The sequence below is a fragment of the Latilactobacillus sp. VITA-14 genome (genome assembly GCF_046580785.1).
Lineage (GTDB): Bacteria > Bacillota > Bacilli > Lactobacillales > Lactobacillaceae > Latilactobacillus > Latilactobacillus curvatus.
Genome location: NZ_JBJKTM010000003.1, coordinates 70,816 through 91,820, shown reverse-complemented (window position 1 = coordinate 91,820; position 21,005 = coordinate 70,816). Strand labels below are relative to the sequence as shown.

Annotated in this window: 23 protein-coding genes, 1 other RNA gene and 1 riboswitch; of the genes, 21 read left to right on the top strand and 3 right to left on the bottom strand. The window is 44.4% G+C overall.

Going from position 1 to position 21,005, the window contains the following annotated elements:
* Positions 1-3: 3 nt before the first annotated feature.
* The 14 genes from ACF1X7_RS02410 (at position 4) to ACF1X7_RS02345 (ending at position 9,227) form a co-directional block, all read left to right on the top strand.
* Complete coding sequence (locus ACF1X7_RS02410) at positions 4-609, top strand: class I SAM-dependent methyltransferase (RefSeq protein WP_039098212.1); 606 nt, start codon at positions 4-6, stop codon at positions 607-609.
* 73 nt (positions 610-682) lie between these two features.
* Positions 683-1,027, top strand: a complete 345-nt coding sequence (locus ACF1X7_RS02405; protein ID WP_039098213.1) for a hypothetical protein — start codon at positions 683-685, stop codon at positions 1,025-1,027.
* A gap of 215 nt (positions 1,028-1,242) precedes the next feature.
* Positions 1,243-1,740 (top strand): tRNA adenosine(34) deaminase TadA, encoded by a 498-nt coding sequence (gene tadA, locus ACF1X7_RS02400; RefSeq protein WP_039098214.1) that lies wholly within the window; start codon positions 1,243-1,245, stop codon positions 1,738-1,740.
* A 28-nt stretch (positions 1,741-1,768) separates the two neighbouring features.
* An RNA gene (ffs, locus tag ACF1X7_RS02395) (signal recognition particle sRNA small type) lies at positions 1,769-1,866 on the top strand.
* 145 nt (positions 1,867-2,011) lie between these two features.
* Positions 2,012-3,730 carry a DNA polymerase III subunit gamma/tau gene (gene dnaX / locus ACF1X7_RS02390; RefSeq protein ID WP_039098215.1) on the top strand — a complete coding sequence of 573 codons (1,719 nt, stop codon included), beginning with the start codon at positions 2,012-2,014 and terminating at the stop codon, positions 3,728-3,730.
* A gap of 28 nt (positions 3,731-3,758) precedes the next feature.
* Complete coding sequence (locus ACF1X7_RS02385) at positions 3,759-4,067, top strand: YbaB/EbfC family nucleoid-associated protein (RefSeq protein WP_004270281.1); 309 nt, start codon at positions 3,759-3,761, stop codon at positions 4,065-4,067.
* 24 nt (positions 4,068-4,091) lie between these two features.
* Positions 4,092-4,688 (top strand): recombination mediator RecR, encoded by a 597-nt coding sequence (gene recR / locus ACF1X7_RS02380; protein WP_039098216.1) that lies wholly within the window; start codon positions 4,092-4,094, stop codon positions 4,686-4,688.
* Positions 4,689-4,704: 16 nt separating this feature from the next.
* Entirely contained in the window at positions 4,705-4,959 is a 255-nt protein-coding gene (locus tag ACF1X7_RS02375) for a YaaL family protein (protein WP_004270283.1), read from the top strand.
* Positions 4,960-5,146: 187 nt separating this feature from the next.
* On the top strand, positions 5,147-5,791 hold the full coding sequence (gene tmk / locus ACF1X7_RS02370; RefSeq protein WP_411162409.1) for a dTMP kinase: 645 nt from the start codon (positions 5,147-5,149) through the stop codon (positions 5,789-5,791).
* A gap of 16 nt (positions 5,792-5,807) precedes the next feature.
* Complete coding sequence (locus ACF1X7_RS02365; protein ID WP_039098217.1) at positions 5,808-6,137, top strand: cyclic-di-AMP receptor; 330 nt, start codon at positions 5,808-5,810, stop codon at positions 6,135-6,137.
* A 3-nt stretch (positions 6,138-6,140) separates the two neighbouring features.
* The gene (holB, locus tag ACF1X7_RS02360) at positions 6,141-7,127 is read left to right on the top strand and encodes a DNA polymerase III subunit delta' (protein WP_039098218.1); all 987 of its coding nucleotides are present in this window, start codon (positions 6,141-6,143) and stop codon (positions 7,125-7,127) included.
* Between the two features lie 37 nt (positions 7,128-7,164).
* On the top strand, positions 7,165-7,515 hold the full coding sequence (locus ACF1X7_RS02355) for a DNA replication initiation control protein YabA (protein ID WP_004270274.1): 351 nt from the start codon (positions 7,165-7,167) through the stop codon (positions 7,513-7,515).
* Positions 7,516-7,591: 76 nt separating this feature from the next.
* Positions 7,592-8,470, top strand: a complete 879-nt coding sequence (rsmI, locus tag ACF1X7_RS02350; RefSeq protein WP_411162395.1) for a 16S rRNA (cytidine(1402)-2'-O)-methyltransferase — start codon at positions 7,592-7,594, stop codon at positions 8,468-8,470.
* Positions 8,471-8,480: 10 nt separating this feature from the next.
* The gene (locus ACF1X7_RS02345; protein ID WP_064777475.1) at positions 8,481-9,227 is read left to right on the top strand and encodes an acyl-[acyl-carrier-protein] thioesterase; all 747 of its coding nucleotides are present in this window, start codon (positions 8,481-8,483) and stop codon (positions 9,225-9,227) included.
* A 298-nt stretch (positions 9,228-9,525) separates the two neighbouring features.
* Here the strand turns inward: ACF1X7_RS02345 and ACF1X7_RS02340 are convergent, their stop codons facing one another.
* Positions 9,526-10,500, bottom strand: a complete 975-nt coding sequence (locus ACF1X7_RS02340; protein WP_064777474.1) for an asparaginase — start codon at positions 10,498-10,500, stop codon at positions 9,526-9,528.
* Between the two features lie 137 nt (positions 10,501-10,637).
* Positions 10,638-10,735: riboswitch (THF riboswitch) on the top strand.
* 38 nt (positions 10,736-10,773) lie between these two features.
* Here ACF1X7_RS02340 and ACF1X7_RS02335 point away from each other — a divergent pair.
* From ACF1X7_RS02335 to tsaD, 4 genes are all read left to right on the top strand, one after another.
* Positions 10,774-11,307, top strand: coding sequence for a folate family ECF transporter S component (locus tag ACF1X7_RS02335; RefSeq protein ID WP_004270284.1), 534 nt, complete (start codon positions 10,774-10,776; stop codon positions 11,305-11,307).
* Between the two features lie 100 nt (positions 11,308-11,407).
* Complete coding sequence (tsaB, locus tag ACF1X7_RS02330) at positions 11,408-12,133, top strand: tRNA (adenosine(37)-N6)-threonylcarbamoyltransferase complex dimerization subunit type 1 TsaB (protein WP_411162394.1); 726 nt, start codon at positions 11,408-11,410, stop codon at positions 12,131-12,133.
* Between the two features lie 37 nt (positions 12,134-12,170).
* Positions 12,171-12,662, top strand: coding sequence for a ribosomal protein S18-alanine N-acetyltransferase (gene rimI / locus ACF1X7_RS02325; protein WP_052202664.1), 492 nt, complete (start codon positions 12,171-12,173; stop codon positions 12,660-12,662).
* Positions 12,663-12,671: 9 nt separating this feature from the next.
* On the top strand, positions 12,672-13,700 hold the full coding sequence (tsaD, locus tag ACF1X7_RS02320; protein ID WP_064777471.1) for a tRNA (adenosine(37)-N6)-threonylcarbamoyltransferase complex transferase subunit TsaD: 1,029 nt from the start codon (positions 12,672-12,674) through the stop codon (positions 13,698-13,700).
* A gap of 47 nt (positions 13,701-13,747) precedes the next feature.
* On the opposite strand, the gene helD is transcribed toward tsaD, so the two are convergent.
* Positions 13,748-16,042 carry an RNA polymerase recycling motor HelD gene (gene helD, locus ACF1X7_RS02315; protein ID WP_039098113.1) on the bottom strand — a complete coding sequence of 765 codons (2,295 nt, stop codon included), beginning with the start codon at positions 16,040-16,042 and terminating at the stop codon, positions 13,748-13,750.
* Positions 16,043-16,404: 362 nt separating this feature from the next.
* Between helD and trpS the strand changes: the two genes are divergently transcribed.
* From trpS to ACF1X7_RS02300, 3 genes are all read left to right on the top strand, one after another.
* The gene (gene trpS / locus ACF1X7_RS02310; protein ID WP_411162393.1) at positions 16,405-17,421 is read left to right on the top strand and encodes a tryptophan--tRNA ligase; all 1,017 of its coding nucleotides are present in this window, start codon (positions 16,405-16,407) and stop codon (positions 17,419-17,421) included.
* A 209-nt stretch (positions 17,422-17,630) separates the two neighbouring features.
* The gene (locus ACF1X7_RS02305; RefSeq protein WP_004270282.1) at positions 17,631-18,992 is read left to right on the top strand and encodes an MATE family efflux transporter; all 1,362 of its coding nucleotides are present in this window, start codon (positions 17,631-17,633) and stop codon (positions 18,990-18,992) included.
* Entirely contained in the window at positions 18,985-19,791 is an 807-nt protein-coding gene (locus ACF1X7_RS02300; RefSeq protein ID WP_004270275.1) for a DNA/RNA non-specific endonuclease, read from the top strand. The genes ACF1X7_RS02305 and ACF1X7_RS02300 overlap by 8 nt, the downstream gene beginning before the upstream one ends.
* A 224-nt stretch (positions 19,792-20,015) precedes the next feature.
* Here the strand turns inward: ACF1X7_RS02300 and ACF1X7_RS02295 are convergent, their stop codons facing one another.
* A complete protein-coding gene (locus ACF1X7_RS02295) occupies positions 20,016-20,933 on the bottom strand; it encodes an aldo/keto reductase family oxidoreductase (RefSeq protein WP_004270373.1) in 918 nt (305 codons plus the stop codon).
* Positions 20,934-21,005 lie beyond the last annotated feature (72 nt).

The window sequence follows — 21,005 nt, the reverse complement described above, 5'->3', positions numbered from 1 at the left end:
AAGATGACAGAGTATTACTATTCTAAAAATCCAGACGTTGAACACGCTGAGCGGCAATGGACGTTTGAATTACGCGGCTTTAATTTTAAATTTACAACGGATAACGGGGTATTCTCTAAAAGCACTGTTGATTACGGTTCACGGGCATTGCTAGCAGCGGTCGATCTGAGTGAAGCGCCAGCTGGTCCAGTGCTTGATATGGGGTGTGGATACGGGCCAATCGGGATGACGATTGCTAAGCTCGCACCAGAGCGCCGAATCGACATGGTCGATGTGAATGAACGGGCATTGGATTTGGCACGTAAGAACAGTGAATTGAATCAGATTACCAACGTTACTGTATTCGAATCAGCTGAATATCAAAACGTAACGGATCAATACGCCGCCATCTTCACCAACCCACCAATCAGAGCGGGAAAAGATGTGGTGCAAAATATTTTGACTGGTGCCTATGCTCACTTATTACCAGATGGTGAATTGAACGTTGTGATCCAAAAGAAACAAGGTGCCCCATCAGCGAAGAAAACGATGATGAGCATTTTTGGCAACGTGCAAATTATTCATAAGGATAAGGGGTATTACATTCTCCAAAGTATTAAATTAAAGTAAGGCCCGGGGTTGAAAGCGGTAAATTCAGGCGAATTGTGCTAAACTATGGTTAAAGTACAAGGAGGTTGATACGATGAAAACCAGATATAAAATTTTAATCGGCGTAGGGGTGACTGCAGCAGTTGGCGCAACGACCGCTTTTGTCGGTTCTAAGGCAGTAATCGATAAAGTATCGCGCTATCGCAAACGATTAGCAGTTAAAAGTTTTGTAAAAGACAAATTACATGGTAATCAAAAGGCGTTAGAGTTGGTCGATCAACTCTCCGATGCGGATGTGAATAACTTGTTGATTGCGGCAGACAGGTTAACCCAATTAAAAGATAAGCTCGGAGAACATGCAGACAATCTACCAGATATGATGGATGATTTGCGCCAAACACTAATGGCTTACGCAACAAAGGTGAAAGAAAAACTATAGAGTGCGACTCGAGTTGGTCAGGCTTTGAGCATTAACAGTGAAATGAGCATTATGGCAGTCCTTGCCATAATGCTCATTTTGCAGTTAAACAGAAGAGGATGGCTTATGGAGCAATTAAAAATGGTATCGACAATCCGTCGGCACCATTTTTAATTGCTCGACTAGCGCGACTGTGTTTTAATAGTTGAGAAGTAAAATAAAGGGGCGACTAACGCGTGAGTGAAACACAACAAGAGATCGATCAATGGATGCAAGCCGCCATCGATGAAGCTAACCAAGCACGCATTATTGGCGAGGTACCGATTGGCGCCGTGATTGTTAAAGACGGACAAATTATTGGACGGGGGCATAACATTCGCGAACACGCGCAAGATGCGACGTTCCATGCTGAAATTCTCGCGATTCAAGAAGCCTGTATGGTTGAAAAGAGTTGGCGTCTGGAAGATACCGCGATTTATGTCACGTTAGAACCATGCCCAATGTGTGCAGGCGCGATTATCAATAGCCGGATTCCCAAAGTTTATTTTGGCGCGAGTGATCCTAAGGCTGGTGTGACCGGCACGTTGATGAATTTATTAACTGACAAACGGTTCAATCACCAAGCTGAAGTGGTTGGCGGGGTGCGAGAAGCTGAATGTGCGAGTTTATTGCAGACTTTTTTTAGAAAGATTCGCGAAAATCGCCGTAAAAAAAAGAAAATGGCTGGTAATTAATGCTTGAATCAGGTAGAATAGGAATTGCCAAAAGGCCTTGAGACAATGATGAGCCTACGAATCGTGTCAGGTTCGGAAGAAAGCAGCACTAAGTTTGTTTTATCATGTGTCTTAAGTTTTGTGAAAATTAACCAGACCCAACGGACAATTAATTTTGTCGGTTGGGTCTTTTTTCATGCAACGCAATCAAAATTGACGGTAAAATATGCTAAAATGGAACAAGTAGTTTTAAATGAATCGGACTTTAAATTGCAAAGGTGGAGGTCATTAAATGAGCTATCAAGCTTTATACCGGGTTTGGCGCCCGCAGCGTTTCGATGACGTGATTGGGCAAGAAACAATGACCCAAACATTGAAAAATGCCATTATGACGCACCAAACAAGTCATGCTTATTTATTTACAGGCCCACGTGGAACAGGGAAAACATCGGCTGCCAAGATTTTTGCCAAGGCAATTAACTGTCATTATCAAAAAGATGGCGAACCATGTAATGAATGTGAGACATGTCGGGCCATTACGGCTGGCGCCCTCAATGATGTGATTGAAATTGATGCGGCGTCTAATAATGGGGTCGAAGAGATTCGTGATATTCGGGATAAGGCCAAATATGCGCCGACCCAAGCTGATTATAAAATTTACATCATTGATGAAGTCCACATGTTATCCACTGGTGCGTTCAATGCACTGTTGAAGACGTTGGAAGAACCACCAACAAATGTGGTATTCATCCTCGCAACAACGGAAGTTCACAAGGTGCCAGCAACCATCATTTCGCGGACGCAACGCTTTAATTTTAAGCGGATCACGGCCGCTGATTTATTTAAGCGAATGGCTTATATTTTAGATCAAAAGGAAATGACCTATGATCCAGCAGCTCTGAAAGTGATTGCCAAAGCTGCTGAAGGTGGGATGCGGGATGCTTTAAGTATTCTCGATCAAGTGTTATCCTTTAGCGACAATCACGTCACGTTGGATAATGCGTTGGATGTGACAGGCAGCTTAACCGAAGCGTTGTTGGCGGATTATGTTCAAACAATTCAGGATAATGCGCCTAAACAAGCGTTGCAATTGTTGCAACAGATTTTGGCTGAAGGTAAAGATGCCCAACGTTTTGTGGAAGACTTAATTGAATATGTGCGCGACTTACTGTTGTATCAACAAGCACCCGAATTAGTCGCCGCAAGTGAAATGGATCTATTGGATGAACACTTCAAAGCGCTCAGTGCAGCGATGCCGGCTGACCGTTTGTACGGGGTGATTGATATCCTGAATGAAACGCAACAGCAATTGCGTTTCACGAACCATCCAGAAATCTATCTGGAAGTCGCAACGGTCCGCTTGACGCAAGTCCAGACAGCCCAAGTAACGACTACGATGGGTGCCGCACCAGCTGCTGATAATGAACAAGTCGCAGCGTTGAGTCAACAAGTTGCACAATTACAAGCGGCGTTACAAAAATTGGAAGCGGCGGGACCAGTGAGTGCTCCAGCTGCCAAGCCAAAGGCCAAACCTGCTAAGAAGATTAGTAAAAAGGTCAACCGTAAGGCGATTTATCCGGTATTGACAGATGCGACGCGGACCAATTTGGAGAATCTCAAAGAAGTCTGGCCGGATCTGTTGAATATGTTGGACGTTACCAAGCGCGCCGTGATGAAGGTTTCCGAACCGGTTGCAGCGAGTCAAAGTGGCGTTGTCGTCGCGTTTAACTACGCGATTTTATTCGAGCGAGCTAGCAATGATCAAGACCTTTTGAACATTTTAGAAAACGGCTTGAATCGTTTGACTGGCAACCCCTTCAAGGTAGTTTTAGTGCCCCACGATGTTTGGCCAGAAATTCGCCAGGAATATTTACAGAATCACGCAGTACCAAGTCAACAGGTAACAACTGATGACGAAGCAGAAGCAACGCCGAAACCAGAACAAAAACCGGCCGTTGTCGAACAAGCACAAGCTTTGTTTGGCGATGCGGTGGTTGTTAAAAAAGATTAACGTTTAAATTTGAAAGGAAGTAATGAAGATGCGCGGAATGGGTAATATGCAAGGTATGATGAAACAAATGCAAAAGATGCAAAAAGAAATGGGGCAAACACAAGAAGCCCTCAACAATACAGAATTTGTCGGCAAAGCAGCCAACGATTTAGTCGTGGTCACAATGACTGGCGACAAGAAGATGAAAGACATTGCCATTAAACCAGAGGCCATCGATCCAGATGATGTTGATATGTTACAAGACCTCATTATCATGGCAACTAACGAAGCGATGACTGAAATCGATAAACAAACACAAGCCCAAATGGGTAAATTTACTAAAGGCCTCCCATTTTAAGTGAGACATTAAGGAAGTGCATTGATGCAATATCCAGAACCAATTGCGAAGCTGATCGAAAGCTACATGAAGTTACCTGGGATTGGGAACAAGACCGCAACCCGATTAGCTTTTTACACGATTGATATGAATGAAGACGATGTGACGAATTTCGCCAAGAACTTAATTTCGGCACGTCGTGATCTGCATTATTGTAGTGTCTGTGGCAACATTACGGATGAAGACCCGTGCGAAATTTGTCGCGATACAACGCGGAGTCAAGACATGATCTTAGTGGTTGAACAACCGAAAGATGTCATGTCGATGGAACGGATGAATGATTATCATGGGCTCTACCATGTCTTGCATGGGGTGTTATCACCGATTGAAGGCAAGGGACCCGATGATATTAACATCGCCAACTTGATTAAACGATTGCAAAAAACACCGGCTAAAGAAGTTATCATTGCTACTAATGCAACACCGGAAGGGGAAGCAACGGCAATGTATATTTCGCGGTTGATTAAACCAGCTGGGATTAAAGTGACGCGTTTGGCGCACGGTTTATCAGTCGGTAGCGATATTGAATACGCAGATGAAATGACGTTGTTAAAAGCGGTTGAAGGGCGTCAAGAAATTTAAGAATGGTGGGTTTGCGATGTTTGGTAGAAAAAAACCGACATTAAAACAATTAGGTGATCAAGCCTTATTGGATTTAGTGTACCAAGTCAAAGATAAGTGGCAGATGGCCCAAAAGACGCAAGACAACGTCCGCGGACTCGATGACCAATTAGAGATGGAAAGTAAGATTCAACAAGCAAAGTTTGAATTCTTATTCCGCCAAGCCCGCCAACGTAAAGTAGCAGGTGAAGCAGTTTCGAAAGAAGCAGCAACTAGAAATACATTTAGATAGCGCGGGCATTCAGATGACAGCCGCAGCGTGAAGACAAGGTCGAGTGACTTTGTCTTTTTTTATTTCAAACGTCTGCTGTCGCACGCTAAACGCAAGAACATAACCGCCGGATACGCACTCTTCCCTTTACGTCTTTTGTTGAATCAAGTAAAATGGAAGTAACTCTATGGATGAAGAAGGTTGTTTTGTGGTAGGAAAATTAATTACGTTTGAAGGGCCGGATGGTGCTGGTAAGACAAGTGCGTTGATGGCTGTTGTACCGCTACTTGAATCCAAGTGCAACCAAGACATCATTGTTACGCGCGAACCAGGTGGCAATCCGATTGCCGAAAAGATTCGCAATGTCATTTTAGATGTTGAAAATACGGCAATGGATGACCGCACCGAAGCACTGTTATACGCTGCCGCTAGGCGACAACACATTGTTGAAAAGATTGAACCAGCGTTGGCTGATAACAAAATCGTGATTTGTGATCGATTTGTGGATAGTTCAATCGCTTATCAAGGGGTAGGTCGTGGCATCGGTGAGGAAGCCGTTGCGCAAATGAACTTATTTGCCACTAATGGATTAGCGCCCGATTTAACGTTATACCTTGATGTACCATCTGAAGTCGGTTTACAACGGATTAAACAGAATCGACAGGATCAATATGATCGATTGGACCAAGAGAAGTTGGCTTTTCACCAAAAAGTTCGGCAATCCTACTTACAACTTGCGCAAGATAATCCAGAGCGGATTCAAACGATTGATGCGACCGCAGACTTAGACACAGTTGTTGCCAAATGTCTGCAAGTGATTGAACAACGATATCCAGACTTATTCACAGCATAGAAAAGGGGAGATTGAAATGAAATTACTTTTAGCAATTGTTCAAGATAAAGATAGCAACTTATTAAGCAGCGAATTAATCGATGCCAACATTCGGGCAACCAAGTTGTCAACGACTGGTGGCTTCTTAAAATCTGGGAATACAACGTTTATCGTCGGAATTGAAGACGAACGGGTTCCTGAAGCGCTTAAGATTATTGAAAAAACGTGTCAGGCACGCGAACAATTCATGATACCGCCTGTTAATATGGATGCCACGATGGATAGCTCAATGTCATATCCGATTGAAGTGCAAGTCGGTGGGGCAACCGTCTTTGTGATGCCGATTGAACAGTTCCACCGCTTCTAATCGATGGCCAGTTTAACAATTGAACAGCTTCAACCCAAACTTGTGGCCCAGTTTGCCCAGATTATCGCGCGTGGACAGATGGCGCATGGTTATCTATTAGCTGGTGCACAGGGATTGGGGAAGACACAATTGGCACAGTGGTTGGCACTGCGTCTGTTCTGTCAACAAGTGACACCAGATGGGCAACCTTGTCGGACATGTCCGGAATGTCAGCGGATTTTGACGCATAATCATCCGGATGTCATTGAAATTAAGCCGGAAGGTAAGAGTATTAAGATTGCCGATATTCGCTATTTGAAACAAGAAGTGGCTAAGAGCGGGATGGAATCCAGTCAACGCTTATTCATTATTGAAGCTGCTGAAACGTTAACCGCCAGCGCGGCTAATAGTTTGTTGAAGTTCTTGGAAGAACCGGCGCAAAATGTTTACGCGATTTTATGTACGAGTAATAAAAATCAAATGCTCCCCACGATTTTATCACGGCTTCAAGTGATTGATCTGGCAGCATTGGCACCACAAATGGTGCAACAACAGTTTGAAGCAGCTGGTATTTTGCCACAACAAGCGCAGTTATTGGTGCATTTGACGAGTGACTTAGCTGAAGCACAGACCTTATTGGCGGATGATTGGCTATTACAAGTCAGTGCGAAGCTTGCCGCGTGGGCACAAAAAGTTGAACAACGTGATTTAGAAGCATTTGTGCAGATTCAGACGCAAATTTTACCAGTATTAGTTGATCGCCAACAGCAGAAGACCTTTTTAACTTTGGTGGGCTTATGGTATCAAGATTTATTGAATTGCCGCTATGAATTAGGCGTCACACCTTGTTTTGGTACGTACGAAAGCCAGTTAAATCAGGCCAGCGCCGCGTTGACTACCACGCAGTTGGTCGCTCAGACGGAATATGCTTTACAAGCACAACGCATTTTTGAACAAAATATTAGTTGCCAAAACGTCTTAGAGAGTTTAACGTTAAAGTTAATTGCATAGTAAAACGCATAACCAGCGTATCGGGAGGATATCAACGGTGAGTAAAGACTTATATGAACAGTTATCAGACATTGAACAGCAAGCTAAATTGACGTTTGAGGGGCTCAGTGAAATGAAAGCAGTCCTTGCCGAAGTCCTTGAGAAAAACGCTGAATTAAAGATTGAAAACAAGCACTTGCGGGAACATTTGCAAGAATTGGAACCATCAGCCACCCCGCAAACGGGTAAGGAAGGGGCTCAAGCCCTTTCGAAATCAAAACAAAACTTACAGAATCTTTACGAAGAAGGCTTCCATATCTGCCCGTACTTTTATGGGTCACGACGCGAAAATAACGAGCCTTGCGCATTTTGTAATGATGTCATCTACGGCGAACGAACAAACGATTAAAAAAGGCAGGGCAAAAGGGATGCTTACTTTTGGCCTGTCTTTATGTCATTATTGATGGATCTTGAAAGGATAGAACATGCAAACACAATCAAGTTTTAAAACGACGGAAACGGGAACTTTATTTTTAGTACCAACCCCCATCGGTAACTTAGGCGATATGACCTACCGGGCAATCGATACATTGAAATCGGTCGCACTGATTGCTGCTGAAGATACACGGAATACGCAGAAGTTATTGAACCACTTTGAGATTGAAACGAAACAAATTAGTTTCCACGAACACAATACGCAACAACGGATTGAAACGCTGATTGAAAAATTAGAAGCCGGTGACGATATTGCGCAAGTTAGTGATGCGGGGATGCCATCGATTAGTGATCCCGGTCATGAGCTCGTTAAAGCTTGTATTGAAGCGGGCATTTCAGTGGTGCCGTTACCTGGAGCCAATGCTGGGATTACAGCGTTGATTGCTTCGGGCATCACACCACAACCGTTTACGTTCTACGGTTTTTTGCCCCGTAAAGGCAAGGAGTTAACGGAAGCCGTAACGACGTTGGCACAAAAGCCAGAAGCACTTATCTTCTATGAAGCACCGCATCGTTTGAAAAAGACGTTGCAAGCTTTGCTCAGTACGTTTGGCGTCGATCGTAAAGTCACCTTGGGGCGCGAACTCACGAAGAAGTTCGAAGAATTCATTCGTGGCGACCTAGAAGAAGTGCTTGCTTGGACGACTGAAACAGAATTACGTGGTGAATTTGTGATGATAGTTGCTGGAAATCCAGCGCCAGATGCAACGGTCAGTGCAGTTGCAACGGAATCGCTATCCCTTCCTGAACAAGTGGAAGCCCAGATTCAACAAGGAGCCAGCCCCAACGTGGCGATTAAGACGGTCGCTAAGGCAAATGGCTTGAAAAAACAAGTCGTTTATAATGCCTACCACGAATTAACAGAATAGAGGTCACGCCATGCCAGGAAAGCAATATTCAGAAAACTATCAAATTCCGTATTTCGAAACGGATATCAAGGGCGAATTAACGCTCGCATCCTTAGTGAACATTTTAATTTTAGCATCAGAGCATCAACTCAATGCGCTCAACGTCGGTGAAGCGACAATGCATGCGCTCAATCTTGGTTGGGTGGTCACGCAGTATCAAATGAAGATTACGCGGATGCCGAAGGTGGATGAAAAAGTTAGAATTGTGACTGAAGCTGAGAGTTACAACAAGTATTTCTGTTACCGGAATTTCTGGTTATATGATGAAGCCGGCAACGAATGCGTCTTCGTCCAAAGCATCTTCGTGATGATGTCGTATGAAACACGGAGTATGGTGCAAGTTGTGCCGGAAATCATGGTACCATTCGAGTCAAGTGAGATTAAAGGCAGCAAACGATTCCCACGGATTAAGAAGATTGATCCCGAACAAGTGACGACCAAAGAATATCGTGTGCGTTATTTCGATATTGATGGTAATCAACACGTTAATAACGTCCATTATTTTGAATGGATGTTGGATGCGCTCGATTATGACTTCTTGACGACGCACCGCGTATCAAGTGTCAACATCCGCTACGGCCACGAAATTCAATACGGTCAAATGACCCAAAGCATGGTCGAACAACTCATAGTTGATGATATAATCACAACACGGCATAAAGTCGCCGTGGATGACCTAAGTGCAGCAGAAGCAGAGATTACGTGGAAAGAGTGCTGAGTCGAACGGGTTGGCTTTGAGGATTAACTGAATAATTGGGATTATGGCGGGTCTTAGCCATAATCCCAATTATTCAGTTAACCGGAAAAGGCAGTTCGAGGAAGCGCGTTTAAACGAAAGAAAGCCCCATTCACAGATAAAGTTGTGATGGGACTTTCTTTTGTTATCTTCGAATATTTATTGAAACGTGCTTTTTGAAACAGCTCCCTGCGCTTAACCCAATTTACCAAATCGGCGATTTCATCGCCAATTCGGCAAATCCAGTTAATGCTCAGAAGCTAACCGTTTTAAACGCACTCTATGATGTTGCGTTGCTGACAAATTCTTTTAATGCTGCGCCTGTTTTGCCTGCGCTGAGGCCGACTTGTAGTTTGAGGCGTGCTTTTGGTCCATTGAGGCCTTGGCAGAAGGTGACGCCCATCTGTTTAAGCTTTACACCGCCGCCTTGGTAATCGTAGACGTCTTCGGCAATCCCATTGAAACAGCGAGAAACAAGTACGATGGGGATGTTGCGATCTAATAGCGCTTGAACAGCGGGTAAGGTTGCTGGTGGTAAGTTACCAGCCCCGAGTGCTTCGATAACGAGCCCTTTGGTGTTGGGTTGGTTGATGGCGTCGAATAAAGTCCCATCCATGCCAGCGTATACTTTTAAAAGATAAACAGGTTCGACAAGGGTTTTGATGTCGCAAATTTCAGAACGAATTAATTCTTGGAAGAAATTCGCATTGTGTTTGCTGACCAAACCGATGGGACCGAAAGTTGGCGTTCTAAAGGTTGCGACGTTCGTCGTGTGCGTCTTCGTGACATACCGTGCTGTGTGAATCTCATCGTTCATCACGACTAGCACACCTTTATCATGGGCATCGTTAGAAGCAGCTGTCCAAACGGCACTAATCAAGTTGTGTAATCCGTCTGCGCCGATTTCATTCGACGAGCGCATCGCACCAGTCACGACGACGGGGATATTGTTGGGAAGTGTCAAGTCTAAGAAATAGGCGGTCTCTTCGAGGGTATCCGTTCCGTGTGTGACAACAACGCCATCAATCCCGTCTTCTTCAGCTTGTTGGATTCGATTCTTAAGGTTTAACATCACAGCGGGTGTGATGTGTGGTGAAGGAAGATTGGCGAACTCTTCACTTTCAATGATTAATTGATTATCGAACAGCTTTTCAAAGCCGGCCATTGGATTTTGATCTGTGGGTGCAACCGCGCCATCTTCGTCCGCAGACATTGCGATTGTGCCACCAGTATGGAGGACTAAAATTTTCTTCATGTTTAATGAACACCTTTCTTTAAATCCGAATTACTCATCTGTAAGTATAGCAAATTTTCTGTAAGAGTTGCTGAAAAACGAAAATCAATTGCTTGTAATTAAATAACGTTAGTGATACATTTAAGAGGTTCTAAAAATTCGGAGTAGGACTGAAGCGTTAAGTGCTGGTGGAACGGAATGTGAACACCAGACGAAAAGCAGCAATGCTTGCGATTTCAGTACCGCATTCGCCGCAGTATTATTTGTGGCAGCTCCAAAAGGGAGATGCTTTTTATGGTTAATGGTCAGATTTTTGGTGTTAAGCTAGACACTAGACGCGTTGTTTTACTAGCTGTTTTAATTGCTTTACAATTGGTGGTTGCACGCTTTGCAATTTCACTAACGATTTTCAGAATTAGTTTTGGATTCATCGTTACTGCCTTAATGGGGTGGTGGTTTGGCCCAGTATGGGCGGGACTTGCCGCCGTCATTGGCGACCTCATCAATAGTTTGATGATTGGGGTTCCAGGTGGTTATTTCCCAGGCTTCACACTTTCAGCGTTTCTAGGGGCTTTCATCTATGGGTGTTACTTCTACCGGCAAAAGATTACATGGTGGCGAGTGATTGCCGCCGTTGTGACAGTTGTGCTGATCGTTAACCTCGGTTTGAATTCATGGTGGGTGTCGATTATTAGTCATACACCATTTGGTTTTCACTTTACGGCACGGGCCATTGGGGAAGCTGCCACATTAGTGATTCATCCGATTATTTTATACATCGTGATGCATTTCGAACCGATTATTAGATTAAAAGATAGAGTATTATAAATGAGTAGGTGTTATCTATTTGAAGATAACGCCTTTTTTTGTGGAAACCGGCTTTTTATGCTAGAATAACAAGGATTATAAGCAGAAGAAGGATGAAATAATGAAGCTATTGGCAATGGATACCTCGAATCAAGCGGTGAGTGTGGCACTCCTTGAAGATCATCAAATTTTAGGCGAAATGACTGTTAATATTCGTCAAACACATAGTCAGACGTTACTTCCAATAATTGATCAACTATTAAAACAAACAAAAACCACCATTGAAGATATCGATCGCTTTGTCGTTGCAGAAGGTCCGGGTTCATACACGGGATTGCGGATTGCGGTGACAACGGCTAAATCTTTTGCTTGGACGCTTAATAAGTCATTGGTCGGGATTTCGAGTTTAGCATTGCTAGCGGCCAATGTGATGGATACGACCGCCTTGATTGTACCGCTGTTTGATGCACGCCGCGACAATGTTTTCGCGGGGGTCTATCAGTGGCAAAATGGGACATTGCAAACCGTTGTGGCCGATCAACACGTTTCACTAGAAGCACTACTGGCACAATTACAATTATTGGCAGAACCCGTTTATTTTGTGGGGAATGACGTTGCGTACTTTAACGAACAGATTCAAGCTGCATTAGGAAGTAACGCGCATTTCGTGTCCGCCAACCATAATTTACCGCATGCCAGCGTCTTGGGTGAATTAGGCTTGATGGCTGAACCTATCGCGGATATCCATGGCTTCGGACCCGTTTATTTACGCAAGACGGAAGCAGAAGTTAACTGGGCAAAAACGCATGATGAGCGAGGCGCTGATTCGTATGTGGAACAAGTTTAGGGAATACCTCAGACCCCAGATTTGGATCAAGAAAGAAATGCCTTACACAACTCGGCGCGTTGAAATTGATGAGACGACATTTTACTTAGCACGCGCGAGTCAAAATGATATTACGGCATTGTTGGACATTGAACGGTCGGTCTATGCCGGTCAGACGCCGTGGGATCGTTGGGCCTTCACTAGTGAGTTGAGCAAGCGCAAGACATCGTTGTATCTGGTTTTATGCCAAGGGACTGAAGTCGTAGCGTTTGTCGGTGCATGGTTTTCAACCAATGAAGCTCATATTACGAATATCGCGGTGCGGCCAAGTTATCAAAAACGTGGTATTGGACACTTTTTGGTGCACGAAATGGTTAGTTTAGCCCACGATTATCCCAGTCAAAAAATTACACTAGAAGTACGCGCCAGCAACACAAGCGCTCAAGCTGTTTATCAGCGGTTGGGTTTTACAGTGGTGCGGACGCGTCCCAATTATTACATTCAGGAAAAAGAAGATGCATTCAGTATGTGTCGGATATTGAGTCAATAGGAGTCAGTCATGTCGGAAAAACGAGAATTAATTTTAGCATTTGAATCTAGTTGTGATGAAACGAGTGTGGCCGTCATCGAAGACGGCCATGTTATTTTAAGCAACATCATTGCTACCCAAATTAAGAGTCATCAACGTTTCGGTGGGGTGGTACCCGAAGTGGCCAGTCGCCATCACGTTGAACAAATCACAGTTTGTACACAAGCGGCTTTAGAAGAGGCCGAGGTCACTTACGCTGATTTAACAGCGGTTGCAGTCACTTATGGACCCGGATTAGTCGGCGCCTTATTAATTGGCGTGACAGCTGCCAAAGCGATTGCTTACGCACACCACTTACCATTGATTCCAGTCAATCATATGGCGGGGCATATTTACGCGGCGCGGTTTGTTAAACCTTTAGAATACCCATTGTTGGCTTTACTGGTTTCAGGTGGTCATACTGAATTGGTGTACATGCCAGCCGCCGGCGAATTCGAAATTATCGGTGATACACGGGATGACGCAGCAGGTGAGGCCTACGATAAAATTGGTCGCGTCCTCGGGGTTCAATACCCAGCCGGTAAAGAAATCGATCGGCTTGCCCACTTAGGTCAAGATACATTTAAATTCCCACGTGCGATGCTCAAGGAAGATAATCTTGACTTCAGCTTTAGTGGTTTGAAGAGTGCCTTTATCAATACAGTGCATCATGCCGATCAAATCGGTGAGACGCTGAACCACGAAGACTTAGCCGCTAGTTTCCAAGCGAGTGTGGTCGAAGTGCTCACCACTAAAACGATGTACGCTGCGCGTCAATTAAACGTGCGCCAACTCGTTGTGGCCGGTGGGGTGGCTGCCAATCAAGGTTTACGTGAAGGTTTAGCAACAGCTATTAAGGCATCCGGAATGGATTTAGACCTCATCATGCCACCGCTTCGATTATGCGGCGATAACGGCGCCATGATTGGGGCCGCAGCGCATATCGAATTACAAAAACAACAATTTTCTGATCTAAGTTTAAATGCAGTCCCTGGTTTGGATTTTCCATACGGTGCATAAAATACGAATTCAAAAAGCCTGTCGATAATTTCGACAGGCTTTTTTGCTTAAATGGATTGCTTAGTTGATTGTAAGGTAGTATATATATCCGTCGGCAGTGCTACTATCAACGGACTGAGCTGATCCACGCCAATCAGTGTTAAATCGTGCATAGCACGTGTGACGAGTGTGTAGAGGAGATCTACGTCTGATTGGGCACCGAAGGTCTTCCTGGAGATGTCGTAGCCAATCACAGCGTCGAACTCGAGCCCTTTGGCTAAGTATAATGGAAGGATTAGGATGCCTTTGGGTAAACTACGGGTTGTTTCACTGATGAGTGTGACGTGTTCATCGAGTGTTAAGCTAGCGTAGAGTTGGTGGGCGACTTGTTGGTTCTTGGTGAGAATCGCAACGGTCGCGTGTTCTGCCTGGAGATGGCGGATTTCTTGGGTCAGTGTAGCTAGCGCTTGGTCGTTTGGCGTCTCAATGACGCGCGGTAGGCGCCCGTCACGGCTGAAGGCCTGGAGGGCTATTTCTTTTGGCAAGAGTGCCTTGGCGAAGTTGGTGATTGGGGCGGTCGCACGGTAACTCTTGGTTAAGCTAATTTGGTTAATTTTTAAGCGGGGAAAAGCGGCGGTCAGTTGATCGATGAAGTGGCCGGTTTGGTAGGTCGCCGTGAAGACATCCTGTGCGTAATCGCCGAGCACGGTTAATTTCGCGTTGGGAAAGGCGTGGTGGATGTAAACGAATTGAGCGATGCTGTAATCCTGCATTTCATCGATGAAGAGGTATTGAATGCCGTGATTTTGGCCGCTGTCGGTTAATAAGTCGCGCAGGTATAGAATTGGGCTGGCATCACTGAGCCCGACGATGTGGCGTTCATTGTTATCCGCGACTTGGCGAATCATGGCGTCCCAAACTTTCGTAGGGATGTCGGCAGGGCAAGCACCACTTAAGAAGTGTTGATATTCTGTGGATTCATCTAGGAAATAATCATTGTAGATTGATTCATAGAGTGGGGCGAAATAACTTTGAACGATTTCACGAGCGATGAAAGCTTGTTCATCATCGCCAGAATCGAATTCGCGGTCACCGACAATCGTCCGGTAAGCATCATCGGTTAAGGTATCGATTTTTTCAGCGACCCAGTCGAGATGAACTTCGAGGTTGATTTGGCGTTTAAGCCGTTTGATGAGCGTGTTTTTAGTGGCGAGGAATTTGTTGCCGGGTAACATATTTGCGGGGAGCGCGAGATAAATTTGATTCATCTGATCCTTAGTAAAAAATGGGCGGTCTTCGAAGTATAGATCGTTGAATGCCAACGGTTGGGTTGAGGCTTGTTTAACGTAAGCTTCAATCGCGTGCATAAACGCTGCGCTTTCTTTATACCGGCGCATGGCTTGCGTCATTTCAGGAAAACTGGTTTGATCTTTTTCGAAGCGGTCAAAGAGGTTCTCAACCTGTAAACCCGAGAAGCGATGACTTAAGAACTCGGCCATCGTCACTTGGCGCATGTTTTTCTCGCCTAAACTAGGCAGGACTTCTGAAATATAATGGCTAAATAAACGGTTGGGTGAGAAGAGCACCATTTGGTCGGCTTCGAGCTGACTGCGGCTGTGATAGAGTAAAAAGGCGATGCGTTGCAAGACAGCTGAGGTTTTACCACTACCGGCGACTCCTTGGACGATCAGTAAGTCAGCGGTTGTATCGCGAATGATATCATTTTGTTCTTTTTGAATCGTGGCAACGATGTTTTGCATGTATTCGTCACTTTGTTCACCGAGGACGGATTGTAAGAGTTCATCACCGACAGTTTCGTTCGTATCAAAGACGTGTTCGATTTGACCGTTTTGAATCTTGAATTGGCGTTTGAGTTTGAGGTCAACTTTGACAGGGCCATTTGGCGTCTCGTAAGTCACTGGACCGAGTGTCCCATTATAGTAGATACTCGAAACAGGGGCGCGCCAGTCGTAGATTAAGAAGTTGTCTTGGTCGTCGATAAAAGTGGCGGTCCCAATGTAGAGTGATTCCGTTTCACCATCTTCGGTGATGTCAATCCGACCGAAGTAAGGAGAGTTGACGAGATCGGTCAGGCGTGCTTGTTGGCTAGTCAGTAATTTTTCGTTTTCGACAGCGGCGGCGACCAATTGTTTTTGTTGTTGGACCGCGGCGTTGGTTTCCATGCGGTCATCGACTTCGGTAATGTTGACTTTCGTATTGTCGCCGTAACGTTGTTCGATGTCTTTGGTTTCATTGTAGGCGTTGGCCAATTGTTGGTTAATCACTGTGAGACGTTTGTCGACCTGTGTAACTGTGCGGTCAACGCGCGCTTGTTCTTGTTGTTTTGTGTCTTCGTGTAACATAGCAGCCTCCAATTGTTAGTTGTTATATTATAAGCGTCTTGGGGTAAAAAAGCGACCGATTGACATTCATTTTAAAATCCGTTAGTATGACAGTAATTCAACAGACAAAGTGAAGGATAAGTAGCAACTGATATTTTCTTGAACAGGAAGCGGCGGAACTGAGAAGTCGTCAAGAAGTTGGTTGTGAATTGGGCCTTCAATCGGGAATTAGTGAGTAACTAATTCGGGTAGCACCCTTATCGCGTGAGTGGCACGGATGATTTTCGTGCAATTTAGGTGGTACCACGTAGAAGCGTCCTAATTGTTTAATCACAATTAGGACGCTTTTTTTGAGTTGATAGATGAAATTGGAGGGTATTATTATGAACAAAAAAATTATCTTAACCGGCGATCGACCAACCGGTAAATTACACATTGGGCATTACATTGGTTCATTACGCAACCGGGTAGCGATGCAAGATTCAGGCGAATACGAAACATTTATCATGGTTGCCGATCAACAAGCTTTAACGGATAACGCACGCGATCCTGAAAAAATCCGGAACAGTCTCTTCCAAGTGGCTTTGGATTATTTATCAGTTGGGATTGATCCCGCTAAAACAACCGTCTTCGTGCAATCACAAATTCCTGCTTTGAGTGAATTAACGATGCATTATTTGAACCTTGTGACGGTTTCGCGTTTACAACGCAATCCAACCGTTAAAGCTGAAATCCAACAAAAGAATTTTGAACAAAGTATTCCAGCGGGCTTTTTAATTTATCCAGTCAGCCAAGCTGCTGATATCACGGCGTTCAAAGCAACGACAGTTCCTGTTGGTGATGATCAAGAACCAATGTTGGAACAAACCCGTGAAATCGTACGGACGTTTAACAACGTTTACGGACAAGAAATTTTAGTTGAACCAGAAGGGGTCTTCCCACCAAAAGGCGAAGGACGCCTACCTGGTTTAGATGGGAACGCCAAGATGAGTAAGTCATTAGGCAATGCGATTTACCTATCAGACGATGCCCAAACGCTTGAAAAGAAAGTGATGTCAATGTACACTGATCCATTGCATATCAAAGTAACCGATCCTGGTCACATTGAAGGCAACACAGTCTTTACCTATTTAGATGCCTTCGATGATGATCGTGAAAAAGTGGCTGAACTCAAAGCGCAATATCAAGCTGGTGGTTTGGGTGATGTGAAGATCAAACGTTACTTGAACGAAGTCTTGCAAGCGAAGTTCGCACCCATTCGTGAACGTCGTGCTGAATTTGAAAAGAATCCAGAAGCCGTTTATAAAATGTTAGAAGAAGGTAGCAAGAAGGCCAATGCTGTTGCAGAACAAACCCTTAAAGAAGTGCGGGATGCAATGGGGATTAATTACTTTAACTAATCCTATTCAAATTAAAAAAACAGTTAAACAAGTCGCTGAATGACTTGTTTAACTGTTTTTTTATAGACTAATATAGTGGGATAATAGATGCTTTTTGATGGTACTTTAAAGGTGAATATGAGAGACTTAATTCAATTTAAGACAGATGTAAACGCTGTTTTTGGTGTATAATTTGAGAAGTTATCAACATGGAGCAAAGGAGAATTGATATGCATGATTTAACTAAAGGTAATCCGTTGAAATTAATTATCTTATTTACCGGCCCATTATTGATTGGGAATATTTTTCAGCAACTCTATAGTGTCATCGATACCTTAATCGTTGGGCGGACAATTGGTGTTAATGCGTTAGCAGCAGTTGGCTCAACGGGTGGATTGAACATGCTGATTATCGGTTTTTGTACAGGGACCACGGCTGGGTTGTCCATCTTGACAGCCCAACGCTATGGTGCTCAAGACTATCGCGGCGTTAAGCGCAGCTTTGCGACGAGCATTCTGATTAGTTTGGTGATAACCATCATTTTGACAGTTATTAGTCTATTATTTGCTCGACATATTTTGGTCATGATGAAGACGCCGGCCAGCATCATTGTTGATGCTCAACGGTTTATTATGATTATCTTTGGTGGGATTTTTGCCTCGATGGCGTTTAACTTACTTTCGAATATCATTCGCGCACTTGGGGATAGTCGAACCCCCCTCTTTTTCTTAGTAATTGGGGTCATTGTGAATATTGTGTTAGATTTTATTTTTATTTTAGGCTTTCATATGGGCGTTGAAGGGGCCGGGTTTGCGACGGTCTCTGCACAAATAATTGCGGCTGTGTTATGCTTACTATATATTTATCGCCGCATTCCGGTCCTCGTTTTACGGCCGAAGGATTTTCGCGTGACGCGCAAAGATGTCATGGATCATCTCAAGGTTGGATTACCGATGGGCTTTCAATCGTCAATTATTGCAATTGGCTCAATCGTGATCCAAATCATGTTGAATACATTGGGTGCTAGCGCGGTTGCTGCTTACACAGCGGCTGGGAAGATTGATCAATTAGCAACTCAAGTTGGGAATTCATTTGGGATTACCTTGGCGACATATTCCGCACAAAATTACGGTGCACGTGAATTTGGACGAATCAGTAAAGGGGTCCGCCAGACACTAATGGTGTCAATCATCTTTAGTTTAGTGATGGGCGCGTTGATCATTGCCTTTGGACGACCACTGGTTAACCTGTTTATCGGGAACAATCAACCGCACGTGACGGATTTAGCACAAATCTACTTCCGCTTTAACAGTAGTTGTTACTTTATTTTGGCAATCTTATTTGCCATTCGCTACACCTTGCAAGGTTTGGGGCAGAGCTTTATTCCAACCTTAGCGGGGATTGCGGAGTTGTTCATGCGGATTTTTGCCGGGATCTTCCTCGTGCAGCAATTCGGCTTCATGGGCGCAAGTTTAGCCAACCCACTCGCTTGGATTGGTTCATGTTTGGTGCTATTGAGTTCCTATTTCAAGACAATGCACCAACTGAAGCGTCGTGAAGCAGGTAAGAATAGGGAGGAACAGGATGTTTAAAAAGTATTTATTGGTCGGCTTATCGTTGACCATGTTGGCGTTGGGTGGCTGTCAGGCGACACAATCTAGTCAACCAACGCACGAGAATGCACCAACAATTGCAAATAAAAAACAAGTTAAAAAAACAACGGCAATCTTGGCTGAGAAGACCTTTAAGTCAGGCGACAATGCCTATTTAGAAGTGAACCATAATAAATCAACGTTGGATGTCCGTCAATGGCAAACCGAACGGATCAAGTATGGTGCGTTGGATGGTTTAAATCGGACAACGACTAATACGGCTTTCTTATCGAAAGAGACGTTAGGCCGTTCAAACACACGCCATCGTCAAACGTGGCAACCAACCGGCTGGCATAATCAACCCGTGATGATTGATGGCCAACGGGTCTTTCCTGAAAGTCGCGGCCATTTGATTGCATACGCGATTTCGTTTAATTTCAACCGAGATGGTGTTTTCCAAAAAGGGGAACTCGGCAGTAGCAATAATCCGAAGAACTTAGCGACACAAACGGTCTTCAGCAATCAACGTACCATGCAGATTTTTGAAGACCAGGTTCGCCAAGCACTAACGCAAAATAAAAAGGTGATTTACCAAGTGACAACTGTGTTCCGTGGAGATGAATTGATGCCCCGCGGTTACTGGGTTCAAGCAATCTCAACAGATAAGAAGTTGAACTTTAATGCGTATGTTTGGAATGTACAACCTAAGATGCAATTTGACTATGCAACCGGTCGCGGCCATTACGATGGATCGATGGCGGTGGTGGATCAGTATGCAGGCAATCCTTATCAGAATTAAGTAGAACCAAAAAAAGCGCCGTCTCAAGATTAATTGAGACGGCGCTTTTTTTGCTTAATGCACAATTACTACTTACTTAGAAACTAACCGTTTTAAACGTACTTTAAACATGCTTCGATAGCCATAACCTTCCGGTTCACTACACAACAAAAATCATGGCCGGAAACCACCATAATTCCTGGTGATAGGCTAATCTTCAAGTGATAAACGGCTATCTCAGCACTTTATGGCAGGTCATTGCCTGCTGCCAAGTATAGGTCGTACCATTCTCTTCTGGTGAGGGTGACTTTGTCTGCTTCGCAGATTTGTGCTAGGCGGCCGGGGTTCATTGTGCCGACAACGACTTGCATGCTGGCTGGAATTCTGAGGAGCCATGCGCTAGCAATTGCGTTGACGTTGGTGTCATGTGCCTTGGCAACTGATTGGAGTGCTGCGTTTAATTCTGGAAATTTCGGATTATCGATGAAGACCCCTTCAAACATGCCGTATTGATAAGGACTCCATGCTTGAATGGTCATATTCGTGAGGCGTGAGTATTCTAATAAACCACCATCGTGATGAATGCTGCGCGCGTCTTGCATATTGGTATGCACGCCGGCATCAATCATACCAGTGTGCATCAAACTGAATTGGAGTTGATTAGCAATCAATGCTTGCGGCACTGCTTGTTGGAGTAAGTCGACTTGACCGGGATTGAAGTTGCTGACCCCGAATTGGCGGACTTTACCACTATTTTGCAATTTTAAGAAGGCTTCAGCGATTTCATCCGGTTCCATGAGTGGATCAGGTCGGTGGAGCAGTAAGGTGTCAACATGATCAAGTTGTAATCGGTTGAGGCTGGCTTCAACACCTTCGATGATGTGTTCCTTTGAAAAGTCGTACATTTTTTTGCCGATGCCGACTTTGGTTTGAACGAGCACTTGATCACGGTCAATATGACTGGCCTTAAGGGCGTTCCCGAATTTAATTTCGGAAGCACCATCGCCGTAAATATCAGCGTTATCAAAGTAATTAATTCCATGTTCATAGGCGGTTTCGAGCATTGTCAGGGCTTCTTGGTCGCTCAGTTGTGGGATGCGCATGACACCCCAGACAATTGGCGAAGCCATTAAGCCGCTGCCACCAACATTGATTTTTTGCACTATCAATCACTCCTTTTATTTGATGCTTTTAACCTACCACAAAGTACCATTAATGAAAAGAAAAGGCTTTCC